Consider the following 19,114-nt stretch of genomic DNA (forward strand, 5'->3'; position numbering starts at 1 on the left):
TAGCATCTGGCGGCAATGTGACAATTAATGGTCAGCAGTATATTGCGGATAGAGTTGTGGAAAAAGACGGTGTATTTGGTATCGAAAGAAATATCCGAGAAATCCATACGAATACAAAAACTATGAATAACAGCGAGGAGTATCCTGGATGGAATAAAGTAGAAGGCGTATCTGATGCTACATATTACAATGAGCAACCTGTAGGAACAGCCAGAATACTTACTTATATATCTAATTTTACACAGACCGATCTTTGCCAAAATAATATAAATTCCAATAATATCGTGTTCTTTAGATTGGGTTTTATTGGTTATTCACAATCTGAATTAATTGCTAAAGCCATAGATGTACATATGTATATCAGATTGCAAGATGCTATATTTGAGCCTCTTCCGGGGGATATACAAGCTAAATTGCGAACCCTTGTCACCAACTACCCAGTAACCAACATCTCCGTCACATCCGACCAGTTAGACGGATATACAGTATTTAACTACCCGATTAGCATGGCTAATGGATGGAACTATGTAAAACAGCAGCTAGGAGACACTAGAGACTACATCTACGACATGGATGCTAAGGCGCAGGATATTGACATCCAGAGCGCAGAAGCCTATGTGAACAGCGAGTACGCAGTAGCACTTACAGAATTGGAGGTATGATTATGTTATATAGAACATTATTGAAACTTAAAGAAAGAAACGGTCTGACAGAAGATCTAAAGAATAAGATTGACATTTTCTTCGCCACGGGCAGGATTACTGAGGAACAGTATAATGATCTGATGGATATTGGCGATGAAGAAATTCGCTAAATGTGGCTTTAGCGAACTAACAGAGGTGAATACATGGAGATACGAGCAAGACCGAGAGGTCTTATTTTTATATATAAAATTCAAGAATCGAGGTACATAGAGTGTATGTAGACGTAAACACAATCATTATGGCCGGAAGTCTTTTGACAGCCGTAGTGGTTATTTTTTCTGCTATTTTTGCGGTGTACAAGTGGTACTTAAAGCAAAATCAGCAGGACGTAGAAATTGAAAGAGTAAAGTCAGAACAATGCTTGCTGACTTATGGAATTCTCGCTTGCTTGAAAGGACTTAAGGAGCAGGGGTGCAATGGCCCAGTAACTGAGGCAATAGACAAGATTGAGAAGCATATAAATAAGCAAGCGCATGATCAGGAGGATTAGATAATATGGATATTACAACATTAGGAACAGTAGTTGGAATCGTAGCAATCTGCTATGTGATTGGACTTGGCTGTAAGGCTTATGAGAAAATTCCGGACAAATGGATTCCGGTCATCATGGCTGTATGTGGCGGAGCTCTGGGCATTGCCGGACTCTACACAATGCCGGATTTTCCGGCCGGAGATGTGATTAATGCAATTGCGGTCGGAATGGCGAGTGGGTTGGCAGCGACCGGAGTAAATCAGTTGTATAAACAGCAGTGTAAGTAGAGGGCGAGTAATCGTCCTCTTTTTTGAAAGGAGCGAAGCATGCATCTATTTATCATAGCCGGTCATGGTGCCGGTGATCCGGGAGCGACCGGAAATGGATATACGGAAGCAGAGAGAGTGAGAGCCCTGGCATCTCGTATCGGTGCACTGGGCGGAAGTAATGTCACAATTGCAGATACGAGCCGGAACTGGTATGCAGATAATGGTATCAGCAAACTTAGTATTCCAAAGGATTACCAGATCATTGAGCTTCACATGGACAGTGCATCAGCATCTGCAAGGGGCGGACACGTAATTATCAATGGAAAGTATAAAGCTGATCAGTATGATAACGCTCTGGCGAAAATGATCTCCGGTATCTTTCCAGGTAGATCTCAGATCGTTGTAGGCAGGACGGATCTGGCAAATCCGAAACGTGCAGCCGCAAAAGGCTATCCGTACCGGCTGATGGAATGTGGATTCATTACGAGTGCCACGGATGTCAAGATCTTCAACAGCCGGATGGACGATATCGCCAGGGGCATCCTGCAGGCGTTCGGGGTATCGGCGGTGAGCATGTCTACATCTACCAAGACGGAGACTGCAGGTAAGATTTACCGGGTTCAGGTTGGTGCATTTAAGTCGAAAACGAACGCGGAGAAGCTGGTGAGCGAGTTAAAATCTAAAGGTTATCAGGCTATTATTATATAAAAGTCTATGCCTAACTGGTTAACCCCGTTTGGAGCTGACAAGACGATGACTGCAGTAATCTCCGGGGAAGCGGATATCGGTTTTATGGGTTCGGAGGCGTCCATTTATACCTACAATGAGGGTGCGAAAGATTATGTGGTGAATTTTGCACAGCTTACCCAGCGGGCCGGTAATTTCCTTGTGGCACGAGACAATGAACCAGATTTTAAATGGGAAGACCTGAAAGGTAAGGATGTAATCGGCGGAAGAAAAGGTGGTATGCCGGAGATGGTATTTGAGTATATTCTGCGTCAGAATGGCATTGAACCATCGGAAGTAAATATTGATCAGAGCATCGATTTTGGATCTACTGCAGCAGCATTTGCGGGGGATCAGTCAAAATATGATTATACGGTGGAATTTGAACCAAGTGCGACTGCATTGGAGACGGAGGGCAAGGGCTATGTAGTAGCATCACTTGGTACGGATAGCGGCTATGTACCATACACTGCATTTTCAGCGAAGAAGAGCTATTTGGATCAGAATCCGGAAGTGATTCAGGGGTTTGTAAATGCACTTCAAAAGGGCATGGATTATGTGCAGGCTCATTCACCGGAAGAGATTGCAAAGGTGATCGCACCACAGTTTGATGAGACGGATTTGGAGACAATTACAAAGATTGTGACCAGATATTATGAGCAGGATACCTGGAAAGCAGATCTGGTCTTTGAAGAAGACAGCTTTGATCTGCTACAGGATATTCTGGAAGATGCAGGTGAACTGACTGAACGTGCATCTTACAAAGATCTTGTGACCACAGAATTTGCCGAGAAAGCAATACAGTAATAGACTGAAAAAGAACTATAGCATACAAAAGGCGGATGTCAGGAGTCCGCCTTTTTCCTGTGGTGAGTAGATTTCATGACTGGTGGCTGATAGTGATAGACGTCTTCGTAGGATTCTAGTTCTGCTTTGCTCTGTGGAGCAGAAGGAATTAATCCGGTGCAGTCCTGCGTAGATGCAGAATTGGCGAGATAATCATAGGAATCAATGATTTTCTGATTGTGCATTTGACCGGACTTCTGGTCAGATGAAATGGAGTGAGTAGATTTGGTGATGTCCGATTTGGCATGTGGCTTCATAATAAGACCTCCTGGTTTTCTGAATTGAAAGTATGTTTAGTATGTGTCGGAAAAACATTTTCTATGTTATACTGAATGAAGAAAATGTAATATCAGAGAAAGAAAGGTATAAACAGGTATAAACATAAGTATATTCTGGCTTTTTATAAGGATAACTATGGACTTTACAAATTTAGTGTGCTAAAATGTAATAGTCATGAAGTCTGATATGAAGGAGATAATTATTTATGAGTAAGAAGATCAGAACCGAAGCGGTAGACTATCTCTTTAAGGCAATCTTAAGCCTGCAGGATAAAGAAGAGTGTTATATATTTTTTGAAGACATCTGTACGATTAATGAGTTATTATCATTGTCGCAGAGATTTGAAGTGGCGAAGATGCTGAGAGAGCAGAAGACATATCTGGAGATTGCAGACAAGACCGGTGCATCGACCGCAACGATCAGCCGCGTAAATCGATCGCTGAATTATGGCAATGACGGATATGACATGGTATTTGAGCGAATTAATAAAGAGAATGAAAAAGAAGAAGGAGACGGCGAATAAGCTGTCTCCTTTGTATAAGTGCGGATGTCAGAGAATACTTCTGGCATCCTATTTTTTGTTTTTATGTGTTGGCTCCGGCATCTGGTCGATGAGTTTTTCGATTACCTGTTTTTTTACATAGACATCGAAAGCCAGGCTGCAGATAAATGAATAGAGTTGCAGATCTTTCTGTTCGCTTTCCGGCATATTGGTAAATGTCTCCAGTGAATCACGGTATTTTCTTGCGATATCTTTGGCTGTGACATCAATCTTATTTTTCTCAAATTCGCATACTTCTTTGTATATATCGGTCATGGAGAGACCTTCATCATTTCCGAAATATTTCTCCGTCATCGGTGCAAATAAGGTCTCTATATCTTTAATTGATAGCAGATTCTTAAAGTAGTAAATAAATATGAGCATCAGCATGTGCTCGCGAGTATACTTTTTCTTAACCGGGGGCGGAAGCAGATTATTTTTCGCATAGTTATTGATCATCGTCTTGGTCAGAATCTTGTCATTAGGGTAACGTTTGGTACGTTCCAGACCCTCTTCCATAAATGTAGTAACCTGATCCATATACAGGTCAATATTCGGAATATCTTCCGGTTTAATATAATCAATTCTGGAAATGCTGTCCAGAATGCTGTTCAGCATATCTTTTTTATCAATCGTCATTATAATCACCTCAATATGGATATTATATAGTATCGAAAACCATATGACAAGCGAAATTTTGTTTATCGTCCGATGCAACCAGACACAGACACGGAAATATATAAATTAGACACAGGTGAAGAAATGATGGTGGAAAATGAATCTTATCTATTATATGATGATAGTAGATTCTTAGGGATGTTGTATGAATGGAGAGATTATATGGATTTGTATGGATATTACACAGGGAAAATATTTGATACGTATCGTTATCTGGGATGTTCATTCGAGGGGGACACAGCGGTATTTCGAACATTTGCGCCAGCCGCAATGCGCGTAGCGGTAATCGGAGAATTTAACGGCTGGCAGGAGTGGGAGATGTATCAGGGATATGACCGGAACTTCTGGGAATGCAGGATTCCAGGTGTGAAGGAAGGACAGATGTATAAGTATCGGATCTACACTCAGAATGGCAGTGTGATCGATCACTGCGATCCTTATGGTTATGAGATGGAGCTACGTCCGAATAATGCGACACTTGTACGGAAGATGCAGGGATATAAGTTCCATGATCAGAAATGGATGAAGAAACGGACAGACTGCCGGGAGACACCGTTGAATATTTATGAAGTACATGTGGGTTCTTGGAAACGGAATAAAAGGGATGAGAATGGTTGGTATCGGTATGATGAATTTGCTGATCTATTGATTCCATATTTGAAGGAAAATGGGTATAACTATATCGAAGTAATGCCGTTAAATGAACATCCGTGTGATGAATCCTGGGGATATCAGGCGACAGGATTCTATGCACCGACGTCCAGATATGGAACAGCAAAGGATCTGAAGAAGATGGTGGATAAGCTGCATCAGGCGGACATTGGAATCATTCTGGACTTTGTGCCAGTGCATTTTGCAGTAGATGGATATGCGCTGGCCAATTACGATGGCACACCTCTGTATGAATATCCGCATCAGGATGTAGGACAGAGTGAATGGGGAAGCTGTAACTTTAATCATTCCAGAGGCGAGGTGCGGAGTTTCCTTCAATCCTGTGCGAATTACTGGCTGGAGGAGTATCATATGGACGGACTGCGTATGGATGCCATCAGCAATCTGATCTACTGGCAGGGCAATAAAGACCGTGGCGTGAACCGGGACGGTGTAGAATTTCTGCGCCATATGAACCAGGGACTCAAAGAACGACATCCGGGAATACTTCTGGTAGCGGAAGATTCATCAGCATATGCAAATGTAACCAAGGCAGTATGGGAAGGTGGACTGGGATTCGATTATAAATGGGATATGGGGTGGATGAATGACACGCTGGATTATTTTCGGACAGATCCGTTATTCCGTGGTGGCGCATATCACAAGCTGACATTTTCTATGATGTATTATCCGGAGGAGAATTATCTCCTTCCACTGTCACATGACGAAGTTGTGCATGGCAAAGCTACAATTGCCCAGAAAATGCATGGCGAATATGAGCAGAAGTTTCCGCAGGCAAGAGCGCTAGCCATGTATATGTATGCGCATCCGGGTAAGAAATTGAACTTCATGGGCAATGAGCTGGGACAGCTCAGGGAATGGGATGAGAAGCGGGAATTGGATTGGGATATTTTGAAATATCCAATCCATGACAGTTTTCAAAGATTCATGAAAGAGTTGAACTTACTGTATCTGAAGCATCCGGCATTCTGGAAATGGGATTACCGGTCAGAGGGATTCCGATGGCTCGACTGCCATCAGGAGAGCAGATGTATCTATGCAATGGAGCGTAGTAGCGGAGATGAGAAGATTATTGCAGTGTTTAATTTCTCTGGTATCGAGCAGAAGGATTATTTCTTCAAAACAGAAGAGGGCACCTATGATATTCTGTTAAGCAGTAATTGGGATATCTATGGTGGTACAGAGAAAAAGAAGAAGAGTATCCGGACGAAGATTGGAGGGTTGCATCTTGATTTGCCTGCGGAGAGCGCAGTGTATCTGAAAAAGCATGTGACCGCACCTAGAAAGACATCCGTGTCTGAAAGGCAGAAGACAGCATTGGCAAAACAGACATTATCTACAAAGAAGACGAAGAAATAAAGAAACTTATAGAGACAGTGGATCAGAAATAGGTCCGCTGTTTTTGTTTTGAAACAGTTAAAACAATACTTGACTATTTAAAATAATGGATTTAAAATAATGTTCAATGCCTAATTGTTAGACAACGAACAATTAGGAGACTAACAGAAATGAAGGAAGACGATATAGAGAAGGGGTGGTGTTATGCACAATTGTGAATGTGGAAAATTTGAAGAAATTACCAGAGATGTTCCGCTGGGACCGATGATCCATCAGATAGATCGTCTGATGTTCCGTAACTTGAGTTCTCGTGTGCGTGCGGAAGGTCTGGATGAAGTAACACTGATGCATGGCTGGGTCATGCGATATCTGTATGAGAACAGAGACAGGGTGATCTGTCAGAAGGATATTGAGCATACATTTGATATCCGAAGATCTACAGTAACCAATATTATACAGCTGATGGAGAAGAAGGGGTATGTAGAGCGCAGATCCGTACCGGGAGATGCCAGACTAAAGTGTGTCAGTCTGACGGCAAAAGGTGAGGAGAATCATTTGCAGATGGAACACCTGATTTCAATGTTGGAAAAAGAACAGGTGATAGATATTACAGAAGAAGAACTGGACAGTCTGTATCGAATCATGACGAAAATCAAGAAGAATCTGATACGAATACAGGTTGGTGGAGAGGAGGAAGAATATGCTTCGGACAATTTTGAAAGAAGTGAAAGAATTTAAACGTGCATCGATTGCAACGCCAATTTATATGATCCTGGAAGTATTGATGGAAATGCTCATTCCGTTTCTGATGGCATCAATCATTGATCAGGGAGTGAATGCGGGAGATATCCATCATATATACAAAGTAGGCGGTCTGATGATTGTAGCAGCACTGTTGGGACTGCTTGCCGGTATGGCAGGCGGACGTTACGGTGCGAAGGCCAGTGCGGGACTTGCTAGAAACTTGCGGGAGGCAATGTTTAATAACATTCAGACATTTTCATTTGCAAATATTGACCGTTTCAGCACAGCAGGTCTGGTGACTCGTCTGACGACAGATGTTACCAATATCCAGAACGCATACCAGATGTCGCTGCGTATGTCCATGCGTGCACCGGCAAGCATTATCTGCGCCATGACGATGGCATTTTTAATCAATAGAAGACTTGCAAGCATTTACCTTTGTGCGGTCATTATCCTTGGCGTGATTTTATTCTGTCTGATCCGTCATGCGACCAAATATTTTCAGATGGCATTTCCGAAATACGATGAGTTAAATGCATCGGTTCAGGAAAATGTATCCGGAATTCGGGTGGTTAAAGCATACGTAAGAGAAGGTGAAGAGACCACAAAGTTTCAGAAAGCAAGTGAGAATATCTACAAGATCTTTGTACGTGCGGAGAAGAACGTAATTCTTAACGCACCGCTGATGCAGACGACTGTATATACCTGTATTCTGCTGATCAGTTGGCTGGGTGCTAAGATGATCGTGTCGAATTCACTGACCACAGGCGAACTGATGAGTCTGTTAGCATACTGCATGAATATTCTGATGAGTCTGATGATGCTGTCGATGGTATTTGTCATGCTTTCCATGAGTGTGGCAAGTGTACGCCGAGTGGCAGAAGTATTAAATGAGACCAGTACATTAAAGAATCCGGAGCAGCCGGTCATGGAAGTGCCGAATGGTGCAATTGAATTTAAACATGTGGATTTTGCATATTTCAAAGACAGTGAGACTCCGGTATTGAAAGACATTAATCTGTCGATCAAGTCCGGTGAGACTATCGGTATTCTGGGAGCGACCGGAAGTGCCAAGACCAGTCTGGTCAATCTGATCAGCCGTCTCTACGATGTGACGAACGGTGAATTGATCGTAGGCGGTCACAACGTAAAGGAGTATGATATGGAAGTCCTGCGTAATCAGGTATCCGTGGTACTTCAGAATAATGTATTGTTTTCCGGAACGATCCTTGAGAATCTGCGGTGGGGTGATAAGGACGCCAGTGAGGAAGAATGCATCCGTGCATGCAAGTTAGCCTGCGCCGATGAATTTATCCAGCGCTTTCCAGATGGATATAACACCTACATAGAGCAGGGCGGAAGTAACGTATCCGGTGGTCAGAAACAGCGTCTGTGTATTGCGAGAGCACTGCTTAAGAAACCGAAGATTCTGATTCTGGATGACAGTACCAGTGCAGTAGATACGGCAACAGATGCAAACATCCGCCGGGCATTCCGTGAAGAGATCCCGAATACGACGAAGATCATCATTTCCCAGCGCATTTCCAGTCTTCAGGATGCAGACCGTATCATCGTGTTAAATGAAGGATGTATAGATGGATTTGCTTCTCATGAGGAACTGGTGGAGACGAATGAGATCTATCGCGAAATTTACGAGTCGCAGACACAGGGCGGCGGAGATTTTGATGAAAAGGCAGGTGAGTAAGATGGCACAGAATGCAAGACAGATGCGGGGCATGAAGTCCAATGTTAAGAATCCAGGCAAGATTTTTAAGCGGATCATGTCTTATGTATTTCAGAACTATAAGTACCAGTTCTTTCTGGTTGTGATCCTTATTTTTGTGAGCGTGCTCGCAAATGTACAGGGAACTTTATTTATGCAGAAGCTGATCGACGATTACATTACGCCATTTCTGCTGACTGACCATCCGAACTTTGCACCGCTTGCAAAAGCAATTGGTCAGGTGGCAGTGTTTTATGCAGTGGGTGTAGTGTCTGTATATATTTACAATCTGATCATGGTATACATTACACAGGGAACTCTTCATAATATGAGAAAAGATCTGTTCAGCCATATGGAAAAACTGCCGATCAAGTATTTTGACACGCATGCACATGGCGATATCATGTCTGTATATACGAACGATATTGATACACTGCGTCAGATGATCAGTCAGAGTATTCCACAGTTTCTGAACAGTGGAATTACCATTATCAGTACCTTTATCAGTATGCTGATCCTGAGCATTCCGCTGTCAGCAGTTACACTTATCATGGTCAGCATTATGCTGTTCTTTACCAAGAAAGCGACTGGACAGAGTGGTAAATATTTTGCCAGACAGCAGAAGAATCTTGGTGCAGTAAATGGTTATATCGAGGAAATGATGAACGGCCAGAAGGTGGTAAAAGTATTCTGCCATGAGGAAGAAAGCAAAGAAAAGTTTCGGGAACTGAACAATGAACTGTATGTCAGTGCAGACCGTGCGAATACATTTTCTAATATTCTGGGGCCGATCAATGCACAGCTTGGCAATGTCAGCTACGTGGTGTGTGCTATCGTAGGAGGTGTGCTGGCGTTAAATGGAATCGGTGGACTGACACTTGGCGGTCTGGCAAGTTTCCTGACATTCAACAAGAGTTTCAGTATGCCGATCAACCAGATCAGTATGCAGTTAAATGCGATCGTTATGGCGCTTGCGGGAGCAGAGCGTATCTTCAAGCTGCTGGATGAAGAGCCAGAGGTAGATAACGGCTATGTGACACTGGTAAATGCAAAAGAAGAGAATGGAAAATTGGTACCGACAGACGAACGTACCGGACATTGGGCATGGAAACACACTCATCAGGCAGATGGAACAACCGATTATGTAGAGGTTCAGGGCAATGTGGTATTTAACGATGTGGATTTTGGTTATACAGATGATAAGATCGTACTGCATAATATCAAGTTGTTTGCGGAACCGGGACAGAAGATTGCGTTTGTAGGATCAACAGGAGCCGGTAAGACGACGATCACCAATCTGATTAACCGTTTTTATGATATTCAGGATGGTAAGATCCGTTACGATGGCATCAATATCAATAAGATTAAGAAATCTGATCTGAGAAAATCACTTGGTATTGTACTGCAGGATACCCATTTATTCACCGGAACGGTTATGGACAACATACGGTTTGGCCGCCTGGATGCAACGGACGATGAGGTTGTCGCAGCAGCAAAACTTGCCAATGCAGACGGATTTATCCGCAGACTGCCGGAAGGTTATAACACAGTTCTGACCGGAGACGGAGCGAACTTAAGCCAGGGACAGAGACAGCTTCTTGCGATCGCGAGGGCAGCAGTCGCAGATCCGCCGGTACTGATTCTGGATGAGGCGACAAGTTCCATTGATACCAGAACAGAGCGGATCGTACAGGAAGGTATGGATCGCCTGATGCACGGACGGACAACATTTGTCATTGCACACAGACTGTCTACTGTACGTAATTCCGACTGTATCATGGTACTGGAGCAGGGACGGATCATTGAACGTGGTACGCATGACCAACTGATTGAGGAAAAAGGAAGATATTACCAGTTGTATACCGGAAACAGCATTTCCGCATAAAATCAGACGGAATTAAAAGAATAAGGACATTTATGAATGGCACTCGGGGCTCAGGCTCCGGGTGCTTTTCCGGTTGAATGGAAAGTTAAACTGAGGTATACTGTTAAAGCACAGCAACGATGCATTCAATGAGAATGAGTCAGTGAGTATTCGGTTGGAGGAAGATATAATGAAGAGTCTTAGGATAGATCCTGACATGAAAGAAAAATGGCCGCAGACCAGGGTTGGATGTTTACAGTACCAGGTGAAAGTGGAAAAGAAAAATGGAGATATGTGGTCATATCTGAAGAAAGATGTTTTTAAAAAGACCAGAGACGCTATCTTTGATTATGGTGTGAATGATATACCGAATATTAAGGAATCACGTCTTGCATACAAGGCATTTGGCAAAGATCCGAGCCGTTACAGAGTATCCTCTGAGGCGCTGATCCGGCGAATTGGGCAGGGCAAAGGTCTGTATGAGGTGAATACAGTTGTGGATGTGAATAATCTGATCTCTATAGAAGCTGGCTTCTCTGTTGGCTCCTATGATTGCAGCAAGATTGCAGATCAGCTGATATTCCGTATTGGAAGAGATGGAGAGACATATAAAGGAATCGGAAAAGAAGAGATTAAGATTGACTGTCTGCCGGTTCTTGCAGATGCGGAGGGAGCAATTGGAAGCTCCACCAGTGATTCAGAGCGTGCGATGATTACAGAAGATGCAACGGAAGTATTGACACTGATCTATTCATTTTCTGATAGTCAGGATTTGGAAAAAGCAATGGAATATGGTAAAAAATATCTGGAACAATATGCCAATGCATCCGATATTCATTGCTGGATTGTAGAATAAAGAGAAATTGTGAGGAATAATATGATAGATTTGGAGACACTGAATTCGCCTCAGCGCGAGGCGGTACAGCATACAGAAGGACCGCTCCTGATTCTGGCAGGTGCAGGATCGGGAAAAACCAGAGTGCTTACCCACAGGATCGCATATATGATCGAGGAAAAGGGTGTAAACCCATGGAATATACTGGCAATCACATTTACTAACAAAGCTGCGGGTGAAATGCGGGAACGTGTGGATAAGATTGTAGGATTTGGCGCAGAAAGTATCTGGGTAAGTACATTTCATTCAACCTGCGTGCGGATTCTGAGAAGATACATAGACAGGCTTGGCTATGACAACAGTTTTACTATATACGATACTGATGATCAGAAGACACTGATGAAGGATATCTGCAAATATCTGCAGATTGATACGAAGGTATTTAAAGAACGTAATCTTTTATCAGCCATATCTTCGGCAAAGAATGAAATGATCACGCCGGAGGAGTACCGTCTGAAAGCAGAGGGTGACTTTGGCCGTCAGAAGATTGCAACGGTATATGAAGAATACGAGAAACAGATGCGTGCCAACAATGCATTGGACTTTGATGATCTGCTTCTGAAAGCGGTACAGCTGTTTCAGACACAGCAGGATGTGCTGGAGTATTATCAGGAAAGATTCCGTTATATCATGGTGGATGAGTATCAGGATACTAATACGGTACAGTTTCAGTTTGTAAGCATTTTGGCAGCGAAGTATCGTAACTTGTGTGTGGTTGGTGATGATGACCAGTCCATTTATAAATTCCGTGGTGCTAATATTCGTAATATTCTGGATTTTGAGCAGGTATTTTCAGATGCAAAAGTGATCAAACTGGAACAGAATTACCGCTCTACAGGTACGATCCTGAATGCGGCCAATGCTGTGATCCGCAATAACCGAGGCAGAAAGGATAAAACGCTGTGGACGGATAATGACGAGGGCGATAAGATTCAGTTCCGCCAGTTTGATTCTGCCTATGATGAGGCAGAGTTTATTGTAGATGATATCTGCAGAAAGACTCGTGGCAATGGGGCAAATTATAATGATTTTGCAATCCTTTATAGGACCAACGCCCAGTCCCGTCTGTTCGAGGAGAAATTTGTTACAGCGAATATTCCATATAAGATCGTGGGCGGTATCAATTTCTACGCCCGCAAGGAGATCAAGGATGTACTGGCATATCTGAAGACAATCGATAATGCTAAAGATGATATCGCAGTCCGCCGTATTATCAATGTGCCGAAACGCGGTATCGGACTAACCAGTGTGAATCGTGTGCAGGAGTATGCGCTTGCCCGAGAACTGGGATTCTATGAAGCATTGATGGGAGTAGAATTTATCCCGAATATTGGCAGGGGCGCATCCAAAATGGAATCCTTTGTAGCACTCATTGAGCATTTCAAAATGGATGCAGAACGGATTAAAATATCTGAATTAGTAGATGAGATTCTGGAAGAAACAGGTTATCTGGAAGAACTGAAGGGTGAAGGCGAGATTGAAGCAGAAGCACGTATTGAAAATATCGACGAGTTGAAGAATAAGATTATTGCATACGAAGAGGTCTGTGAAGACCAGGGAGAAACGGCAACATTGAGCGGATTTCTGGAGGAAGTGGCGCTGGTAGCTGATATCGACAGTCTGGAAGAGGACAGCGATTACGTGGTATTGATGACACTTCACAGTGCAAAAGGACTGGAATTCCCACAGGTTTATCTGGCAGGTATGGAAGATGGCGTATTTCCAAGTTATATGTGCATCACTTCGGACGATAAGAGTGAGATTGAGGAGGAACGGAGACTTTGCTACGTGGGAATCACAAGAGCAGAACAGGAACTGACGCTGACCTACGCAAGAAGACGTATGATCCGTGGTGAAATGCAGTATAATAAGATGTCCAGATTCTTAAAAGAGATTCCGGTTGAGCTATTATCCGATGGAGATGCATTTAAGAATGAGAAACCGGAACCGCCGGTACAGACAGCATATCAGCAGGCAAAGAAAAGCTTCCATACGAAAGCATTTCAGGCAAAACCGATTCAGCAGTTCAAGGTCGCAGACGGCAAAGGACCTGGCTATGACGTGGGCGACAGAGTTCGTCACATGAAGTTTGGAGATGGACTTGTGACCGCAATCACAGAAGGCGGAAGAGATTATGAAGTGACTGTACAGTTTGATCAGGCAGGTCAGAAAAAGATGTTTGCAACATTTGCGAGACTGCAGAAAATTGATTAAGAAATCCGTTAAGAAATGCGGGTATATTTTGTTAAAAAAAGTAGTAATCGGCAGGCTTAGGTGTTATAATAAACACATCATAGCCGGGCTTTGAATCCCGGCATCATCAATACATGGTAAGCGGAAAGGAGCGGGAGCATGAATATGAATATGAACATGAACAAGCTTGAGGAAGTTCTGGCTACTTCCAAATTAAATGAACTGATCCACAAGAAAGAGGAAGATGAAAAGAATTGTAAGATCATTCTTATGATTCTGGCTATTATCGGAGCAGTTGCAGCAGTAGCAGGTATCGCATATGCAGTATACTGTTTCCTGACACCGGATTATCTGGAAGATTTTGAAGAAGACTTTGAAGACGATTTCGATGATGACTTTTTCAACGAAGAGGATCAGGTATAGTTAGACAGTTCAGATGCAAAGGGCACTTCGATGGAAGTGCCTTTTTGTATCGTTCAGAGCCACGCAGAATCTCAGTTCAGGGATGTGTCGTGTTTACACGAACAACGTCCCTGAACTGAGATTCTATGTGGCGGATACGCACACTGACGAAACGCGGAGCGTTTTGGAAGTGGCTCTGAACGATAATTAAGATAGAAGAAATGGATAGGATAGAAGATGAAAAAAGGACAGATCGTAGAAGGAATTGTAACGAAGGTAGATTTCCCGAATAAAGGAATTGTGAAAGTCGAGGGAGAGGAAAAGACTCTGATCGTAAAAAATGCCATACCGGGACAGAAGGTGAAGGCATCGATTAATAAGATGCGCAAAGGCAAAGCAGAAGGAAGACTCTTGGAAGTGCTGGAGCCGTCAGCGGACGAAGTGACATCACCATGTCCGCATTTTGGAGCTTGCGGAGGCTGCACGTATCAGTCATTACCATATGAATGTCAGCTTCATATGAAGGAAGAACAGGTTAAAGCCATGATGGATGAGGCTGTTAACGGTGATTATGTATGGGAAGGTGTCAGTCCAAGCCCTGCAATCAGCGAATATCGCAATAAGATGGAATTCTCATTTGGTGACGAATATAAAGACGGACCGTTGGCACTCGGTATGCACAAGCGCGGAAGTTTTCATGATATTGTCAATGTGCCGGAATGTCAGATTGTAGATCAGGATTTCCGTAAGATTCTTACTTGTACATTAGAGTGTGCGTCAGAGAGTGGACTTCCGTATTATCATAAAATGCGTCACGATGGATATTTCCGTCATCTGCTGGTACGAAAAGCTGTAAAGACCGGACAGATTCTTGTCGATCTGGTAACGACAACAGAGTCGGATGCATTTGATATGAAGAAATGGGCAGAGGCACTGCAGAATCTGGAACTGAAAGGAAGTATCGCAGGCATTCTGCATACCTCTAATGACAGTCTGGCAGATGTGGTAAAAGACGAAGGAACCGAGATCATCTACGGACAGAATTATTTCTATGAAGAACTGCTGGGATTGAAATTCAAAATCACGCCGTTCTCATTCTTTCAGACTAATTCGCTGGGAGCAGAAGTATTGTACGAAAAAGCAAGAGAATATATTGGAGACACCAAAGATAAAGTCGTATTCGATTTGTACAGCGGAACCGGAACTATTGCACAGATCCTTGCTCCAGTCGCAAAGAAAGTCGTTGGCGTAGAGATCGTAGAAGAAGCAGTAGAGGCAGCCAAAGAAAATGCGGCACTGAACGGACTGGATAATTGCTCATTTTGGGCCGGTGATGTACTAAAAGTAATCGATGAACTGGGCGAAGTACCAGATCTGATCATGCTCGATCCACCGCGTGACGGCGTACATCCAAAGGCACTGGAGAAGATTTGCAATTTTGGCGTGGATAGACTGGTGTATATCGCATGTAAGCCGACCAGTCTTGCAAGAGATCTTGAGATGCTGCAGGGAAGAGGGTATAAGGTGGAAAGGATCGCATGCGTAGATTTATTCCCGAGCACCGTCCATGTGGAGACGGTAGTTCTGCTTTCCCACAAAAAGCCAGACGGACATATCAACGTAAAAGTTGAGTTTGGCGAGGGTGAGGGAAAAGTTCCGCTTGATAATATCGCTAAAAGAGCTGAAGAATATAAGCCCAAAGAACGAGTGACCTACAAAATGATAAAGGAGTACATAGAAGCTAAATACGGCTTCAAGGTACATACCGCATATATCGCAGAGGTAAAGAGAGATTTAGGCTTGCCAATGTGCGATGCTCCTAATGCGGTAGAGGAATTGAAACAGCCGAGGAAGCATCCGACAGCAGAGAAAGTGGAAGCGATAAAGGATGCGTTGAGGTATTTTGGACAAGCGTAAAAAATGATTTTTAGATTTATTTGAGAGATGTATGAGGGATTATATCAATTTCTTGTAGAGGGTATAATTACTATAAAAGAGTTGAGTGCTGATTCGGAGGGCGATCCATGGAAAAGTTAAAATATATTATTGAAGATAGTACAATTGCAGAAGTGCTGGGAGTACAGAATTTTACAAATGAAGAATCTGCAATATTAGAGCTAGTAAAAAATGCATATGATGCCCAGTCACTAGATGTTGTTATTATCATTTCTAAGAGTCAGATTATAATTGAAGATAATGGAATTGGAATGAATCGTCAAAAAATACTTGGGGCGTGGATGCATGTTGGTATAAGTGATAAAAAATATATTATAGGTGCGGGAGAGACTGCGAGGGTGTTGGCAGGTTCCAAAGGAGTCGGTAGATTTGCTATAGCTCGACTGGGTGCAAAAGCCAGTGTTTATACGAAAATGGATCAACAAGAAGCAGTTTTGTGGAAGACTGATTGGAATACAAATACTTTGGAAACTTATCAGGAGATAAAAGAAAGAGGTACAAAAATAGTTATCGAGCAGCTTCGGGACAATTGGACAGAATCGAGAGTTCGTAATTTGCGTGAATTTTTGTCTAGAACTTATAATGATGATAAAATGAAAATACAGGTAGAATATAAAGAAGACAGAAAAGCTGTAACGCGATATTTTGGGAAAATACAGTTAGGTGTTAACTGCGTTAGTGTAATAAGACTACAGTATCTTGCAAAATTTCAGAAGCTAGTATGTGATATAGAATCAGATGAATTTAAAGAAAATGTAAAAAAGTTATGTCCAGATATTGATACAAAAGAACAGAAAATAGAACTAAATATCGTGGACGAACTGGGTGAAATGAAAAATGATTTATCTGAAGAAGCAACTCTTGAAGAATGGAAAGAGGTATTGGAAAATGTGGGTGATTTTTCGGCTGAATTGTATTTTTCGTTAAAAAATCCTTCTACATTTGATGCGGAAAAGTATTTTTATAAGCATAGAATATTGGTTGATCGGTATGAAGCGGGTGTTGTTTTGTACAGAAATGCATTTAGTATTTCATCTTACGAAGGTAAGAAAGACTGGCTTGGATTTGGAAAAAGGTCTAGAAAGTCTCCAGCAGCGGCCAGTCACCCTACAGGCTCATGGCGTGTTCGTGAAAATCAAATGTCAGGTAAAGTTATTATTGATAAAAAGGAAAATAAAGGATTATTTGATTTGATGAATAGACAGGGGTTAGTAGAGAATGATATTTATAAAGTGTTTATTGCAATTATTATTGCGGGGATAAATTCTTTTGAAAGGTACCGACAAAGCATAGTTCGCTGTATTGCAAATAAATATAACGAGTCAAAAGAAGAAAAAAAGCCCAAAGTTATTGACAATGTAATAAAAAATCCAGAAAAATTAACAGAACTGTCATCAGAAGAAAAGAAATTGTTTCTTGACGAATTGGAACAGATGAAAAAAGAAAATAGAGAAAGTAAGAAACAGATGGATGAAACAGAAAGAAGGTATAAATATGATATTCGTCTGCTGAATATGCTTGCCACCTCTGGATTAAAAGCAACTTCTATTGCACATGAAATGTATAATGATAGAAATAGTATTGACGAGAATGTCGATTACATTATTAGAGCATTAAAAAGATATGAGCTTTGGGATGCTGTGAATGAGCCTGAAAATATGAAGTATATGCATAGAGATGTTCCGGCACTTTTAGAAAAAAACAGAAGAATTAATAGGAAAATTATTACCTTTATGGATGTGATGTTGTCAGAATCTGAAAAAGAGCAGTTTGTGCCAGAGGATATTAATGTATATGAACTTTTTAAAAATATAAAATTTGTTTGGGAAAAGGACTATTCGTGGATTAATATTCAATTGCATATAGAAGAAGGATTAGAATATAGAAGTGCTAAAGATATTTTCAGAGTGATATTTGATAATTTGATATTGAATAGTATACAACAAAATGATGCTGAAAACATGCTGGAAATTCATATATATGTTGAAAAAAGAGGAAGATATATTAATATGGTGTATAAGGATAAAGGGAAGGGACTTTCAGAGAAATATAAGTTTGATCCCATGCGTATTTTGGAGGTGCATGAAACATCAAGAAAAAAAGGTCATGGAATAGGGATGTGGATTGTGAATAATACGATTGCTAATACAGGCGGAAAGATATTAAAAATTGAAGGGTTAAATGGATTTAAAATTGAATTTATGTTAGGAGATAAAATATGAAAATAAAAGAAATAATAAACCTTGTTTATATTGACGATGACCGAGACGAGGCAATATCCTCTTATTTAGAGGATATTTATCGGAATGATAAGTATGAGGTGAGATATCAGGAAGTTGAATTTGAAGTTAACAAAGGTTATGAAGGTTTGTTGGATTCTCCAGAAGTAGCTTCTGCAAACGTTATACTGATTGATTCTAGATTGTTTGAAAACGATAGTGTAAAATGTAAAGGAAAGTTTTCGGGGGAAGAATTTAGAATGATATTGAGAAAAGTATTTCCTTTTATTGAGGTGTTGGTAATTTCACAGAATGGTGAAAATAATGACTTTGATATTATCCCAAAGTATAGGAGTGGAAGTTCGGAGACATCAAAGGAATACTATGAACGAGTGTTAAAAAGCAAAATAGATGAGAGTATAAAGAGAGTAATTACATTTCGAAATATTTCTAAAAAATTGGAGAGCAATAAAGGAATTGAAAAGTTTTTGATTGAAAAGACAGTGGATTCTTTAAATGGGATAAATGATTATGAGGATTTGTCTAAAGAGGATATTGATAAATTAATTATCGCTTTCCAGAGTATGGAATAG

General features: G+C 41.6%; 18 protein-coding genes and 1 pseudogene. 17 read left to right on the plus strand and 2 right to left on the minus strand.

Features of this window, described 5'->3' with window-relative positions:
* Positions 1-17 precede the first annotated feature (17 nt).
* The 6 genes and pseudogenes from DXA18_RS00660 to DXA18_RS00680 form a co-directional block, all read left to right on the plus strand.
* Positions 18-662: a hypothetical protein gene (locus DXA18_RS00660; RefSeq protein WP_118382252.1), complete on the plus strand. Its 645-nt coding sequence runs from the start codon at positions 18-20 to the stop codon at positions 660-662.
* A gap of 2 nt (positions 663-664) precedes the next feature.
* Positions 665-814: a hypothetical protein gene (locus DXA18_RS15720; RefSeq protein ID WP_199665520.1), complete on the plus strand. Its 150-nt coding sequence runs from the start codon at positions 665-667 to the stop codon at positions 812-814.
* A 101-nt stretch (positions 815-915) separates the two neighbouring features.
* Positions 916-1,194: a hypothetical protein gene (locus tag DXA18_RS00665; RefSeq protein ID WP_005342157.1), complete on the plus strand. Its 279-nt coding sequence runs from the start codon at positions 916-918 to the stop codon at positions 1,192-1,194.
* A gap of 5 nt (positions 1,195-1,199) precedes the next feature.
* Entirely contained in the window at positions 1,200-1,463 is a 264-nt protein-coding gene (locus DXA18_RS00670; RefSeq protein WP_118382253.1) for a phage holin family protein, read from the plus strand.
* Between the two features lie 39 nt (positions 1,464-1,502).
* Entirely contained in the window at positions 1,503-2,153 is a 651-nt protein-coding gene (locus DXA18_RS00675) for an N-acetylmuramoyl-L-alanine amidase (protein ID WP_118382254.1), read from the plus strand.
* Positions 2,154-2,171: 18 nt separating this feature from the next.
* Positions 2,172-2,978 (plus strand): annotated as a pseudogene (locus tag DXA18_RS00680) (ABC transporter substrate-binding protein); the annotation flags it as partial.
* 38 nt (positions 2,979-3,016) lie between these two features.
* On the opposite strand, the gene DXA18_RS00685 reads toward DXA18_RS00680, so the two are convergent.
* Positions 3,017-3,274, minus strand: a complete 258-nt coding sequence (locus tag DXA18_RS00685; protein ID WP_243006978.1) for a hypothetical protein — start codon at positions 3,272-3,274, stop codon at positions 3,017-3,019.
* A gap of 227 nt (positions 3,275-3,501) precedes the next feature.
* On the opposite strand from DXA18_RS00685, the gene DXA18_RS00690 reads away from it, so the two are divergent.
* Positions 3,502-3,819 (plus strand): YerC/YecD family TrpR-related protein, encoded by a 318-nt coding sequence (locus DXA18_RS00690; protein WP_118382255.1) that lies wholly within the window; start codon positions 3,502-3,504, stop codon positions 3,817-3,819.
* A 48-nt stretch (positions 3,820-3,867) separates the two neighbouring features.
* Here the strand turns inward: DXA18_RS00690 and DXA18_RS00695 are convergent, their stop codons facing one another.
* Positions 3,868-4,476, minus strand: a complete 609-nt coding sequence (locus DXA18_RS00695) for a DUF1836 domain-containing protein (RefSeq protein WP_118382256.1) — start codon at positions 4,474-4,476, stop codon at positions 3,868-3,870.
* 201 nt (positions 4,477-4,677) lie between these two features.
* Here DXA18_RS00695 and glgB point away from each other — a divergent pair, with 201 nt between their 5' ends.
* The 10 genes from glgB (at position 4,678) to DXA18_RS00745 (ending at position 19,114) form a co-directional block, all read left to right on the plus strand.
* On the plus strand, positions 4,678-6,546 hold the full coding sequence (gene glgB, locus DXA18_RS00700; protein ID WP_118382379.1) for a 1,4-alpha-glucan branching protein GlgB: 1,869 nt from the start codon (positions 4,678-4,680) through the stop codon (positions 6,544-6,546).
* Positions 6,547-6,729: 183 nt separating this feature from the next.
* Positions 6,730-7,263 carry a MarR family winged helix-turn-helix transcriptional regulator gene (locus tag DXA18_RS00705; RefSeq protein ID WP_243006979.1) on the plus strand — a complete coding sequence of 178 codons (534 nt, stop codon included), beginning with the start codon at positions 6,730-6,732 and terminating at the stop codon, positions 7,261-7,263.
* Positions 7,226-8,974, plus strand: a complete 1,749-nt coding sequence (locus DXA18_RS00710) for an ABC transporter ATP-binding protein (RefSeq protein WP_118382257.1) — start codon at positions 7,226-7,228, stop codon at positions 8,972-8,974. The genes DXA18_RS00705 and DXA18_RS00710 overlap by 38 nt, the downstream gene beginning before the upstream one ends.
* 1 nt (position 8,975) lies before the next feature.
* Entirely contained in the window at positions 8,976-10,877 is a 1,902-nt protein-coding gene (locus tag DXA18_RS00715) for an ABC transporter ATP-binding protein (RefSeq protein ID WP_199665521.1), read from the plus strand.
* A 196-nt stretch (positions 10,878-11,073) separates the two neighbouring features.
* A complete protein-coding gene (locus tag DXA18_RS00720; RefSeq protein ID WP_243006980.1) occupies positions 11,074-11,712 on the plus strand; it encodes a B3/B4 domain-containing protein in 639 nt (212 codons plus the stop codon).
* A 21-nt stretch (positions 11,713-11,733) separates the two neighbouring features.
* Positions 11,734-13,965: a DNA helicase PcrA gene (gene pcrA / locus DXA18_RS00725; protein WP_118382260.1), complete on the plus strand. Its 2,232-nt coding sequence runs from the start codon at positions 11,734-11,736 to the stop codon at positions 13,963-13,965.
* 156 nt (positions 13,966-14,121) lie between these two features.
* Complete coding sequence (locus tag DXA18_RS00730) at positions 14,122-14,367, plus strand: DUF4366 domain-containing protein (RefSeq protein WP_118382381.1); 246 nt, start codon at positions 14,122-14,124, stop codon at positions 14,365-14,367.
* A gap of 216 nt (positions 14,368-14,583) precedes the next feature.
* Positions 14,584-16,263: a 23S rRNA (uracil(1939)-C(5))-methyltransferase RlmD gene (gene rlmD, locus DXA18_RS00735; RefSeq protein ID WP_118382261.1), complete on the plus strand. Its 1,680-nt coding sequence runs from the start codon at positions 14,584-14,586 to the stop codon at positions 16,261-16,263.
* Positions 16,264-16,370: 107 nt separating this feature from the next.
* Positions 16,371-18,524: an ATP-binding protein gene (locus tag DXA18_RS00740; RefSeq protein WP_118382262.1), complete on the plus strand. Its 2,154-nt coding sequence runs from the start codon at positions 16,371-16,373 to the stop codon at positions 18,522-18,524.
* Positions 18,521-19,114 carry a hypothetical protein gene (locus DXA18_RS00745; protein WP_064787136.1) on the plus strand — a complete coding sequence of 198 codons (594 nt, stop codon included), beginning with the start codon at positions 18,521-18,523 and terminating at the stop codon, positions 19,112-19,114. The genes DXA18_RS00740 and DXA18_RS00745 overlap by 4 nt, the downstream gene beginning before the upstream one ends.

It is taken from the genome of Dorea sp. AM58-8 (assembly GCF_003464045.1).
GTDB classification, from domain to species: domain Bacteria; phylum Bacillota; class Clostridia; order Lachnospirales; family Lachnospiraceae; genus Claveliimonas; species Claveliimonas ammoniilytica.

Bases quoted from the DNA above. Each gene is read 5' to 3' on its own strand.
- DXA18_RS00720 (WP_243006980.1), top strand. From the start codon at position 11,074: ATGAAAGAAAAATGGCCGCAGACCAGGGTTGGATGTTTACAGTACCAG.
- pcrA (WP_118382260.1), top strand. From the start codon at position 11,734: ATGATAGATTTGGAGACACTGAATTCGCCTCAGCGCGAGGCGGTACAG.
- DXA18_RS00685 (WP_243006978.1), bottom strand. From the start codon at position 3,274: ATGAAGCCACATGCCAAATCGGACATCACCAAATCTACTCACTCCATT.
- DXA18_RS00690 (WP_118382255.1), top strand. From the start codon at position 3,502: ATGAGTAAGAAGATCAGAACCGAAGCGGTAGACTATCTCTTTAAGGCA.
- DXA18_RS00715 (WP_199665521.1), top strand. From the start codon at position 8,976: ATGGCACAGAATGCAAGACAGATGCGGGGCATGAAGTCCAATGTTAAG.
- DXA18_RS00670 (WP_118382253.1), top strand. From the start codon at position 1,200: ATGGATATTACAACATTAGGAACAGTAGTTGGAATCGTAGCAATCTGC.
- DXA18_RS00705 (WP_243006979.1), top strand. From the start codon at position 6,730: ATGCACAATTGTGAATGTGGAAAATTTGAAGAAATTACCAGAGATGTT.
- DXA18_RS00730 (WP_118382381.1), top strand. From the start codon at position 14,122: ATGAACAAGCTTGAGGAAGTTCTGGCTACTTCCAAATTAAATGAACTG.
- glgB (WP_118382379.1), top strand. From the start codon at position 4,678: ATGGATTTGTATGGATATTACACAGGGAAAATATTTGATACGTATCGT.
- rlmD (WP_118382261.1), top strand. From the start codon at position 14,584: ATGAAAAAAGGACAGATCGTAGAAGGAATTGTAACGAAGGTAGATTTC.
- DXA18_RS15720 (WP_199665520.1), top strand. From the start codon at position 665: ATGTTATATAGAACATTATTGAAACTTAAAGAAAGAAACGGTCTGACA.
- DXA18_RS00740 (WP_118382262.1), top strand. From the start codon at position 16,371: ATGGAAAAGTTAAAATATATTATTGAAGATAGTACAATTGCAGAAGTG.
- DXA18_RS00710 (WP_118382257.1), top strand. From the start codon at position 7,226: ATGCTTCGGACAATTTTGAAAGAAGTGAAAGAATTTAAACGTGCATCG.
- DXA18_RS00745 (WP_064787136.1), top strand. From the start codon at position 18,521: ATGAAAATAAAAGAAATAATAAACCTTGTTTATATTGACGATGACCGA.
- DXA18_RS00695 (WP_118382256.1), bottom strand. From the start codon at position 4,476: ATGACGATTGATAAAAAAGATATGCTGAACAGCATTCTGGACAGCATT.
- DXA18_RS00675 (WP_118382254.1), top strand. From the start codon at position 1,503: ATGCATCTATTTATCATAGCCGGTCATGGTGCCGGTGATCCGGGAGCG.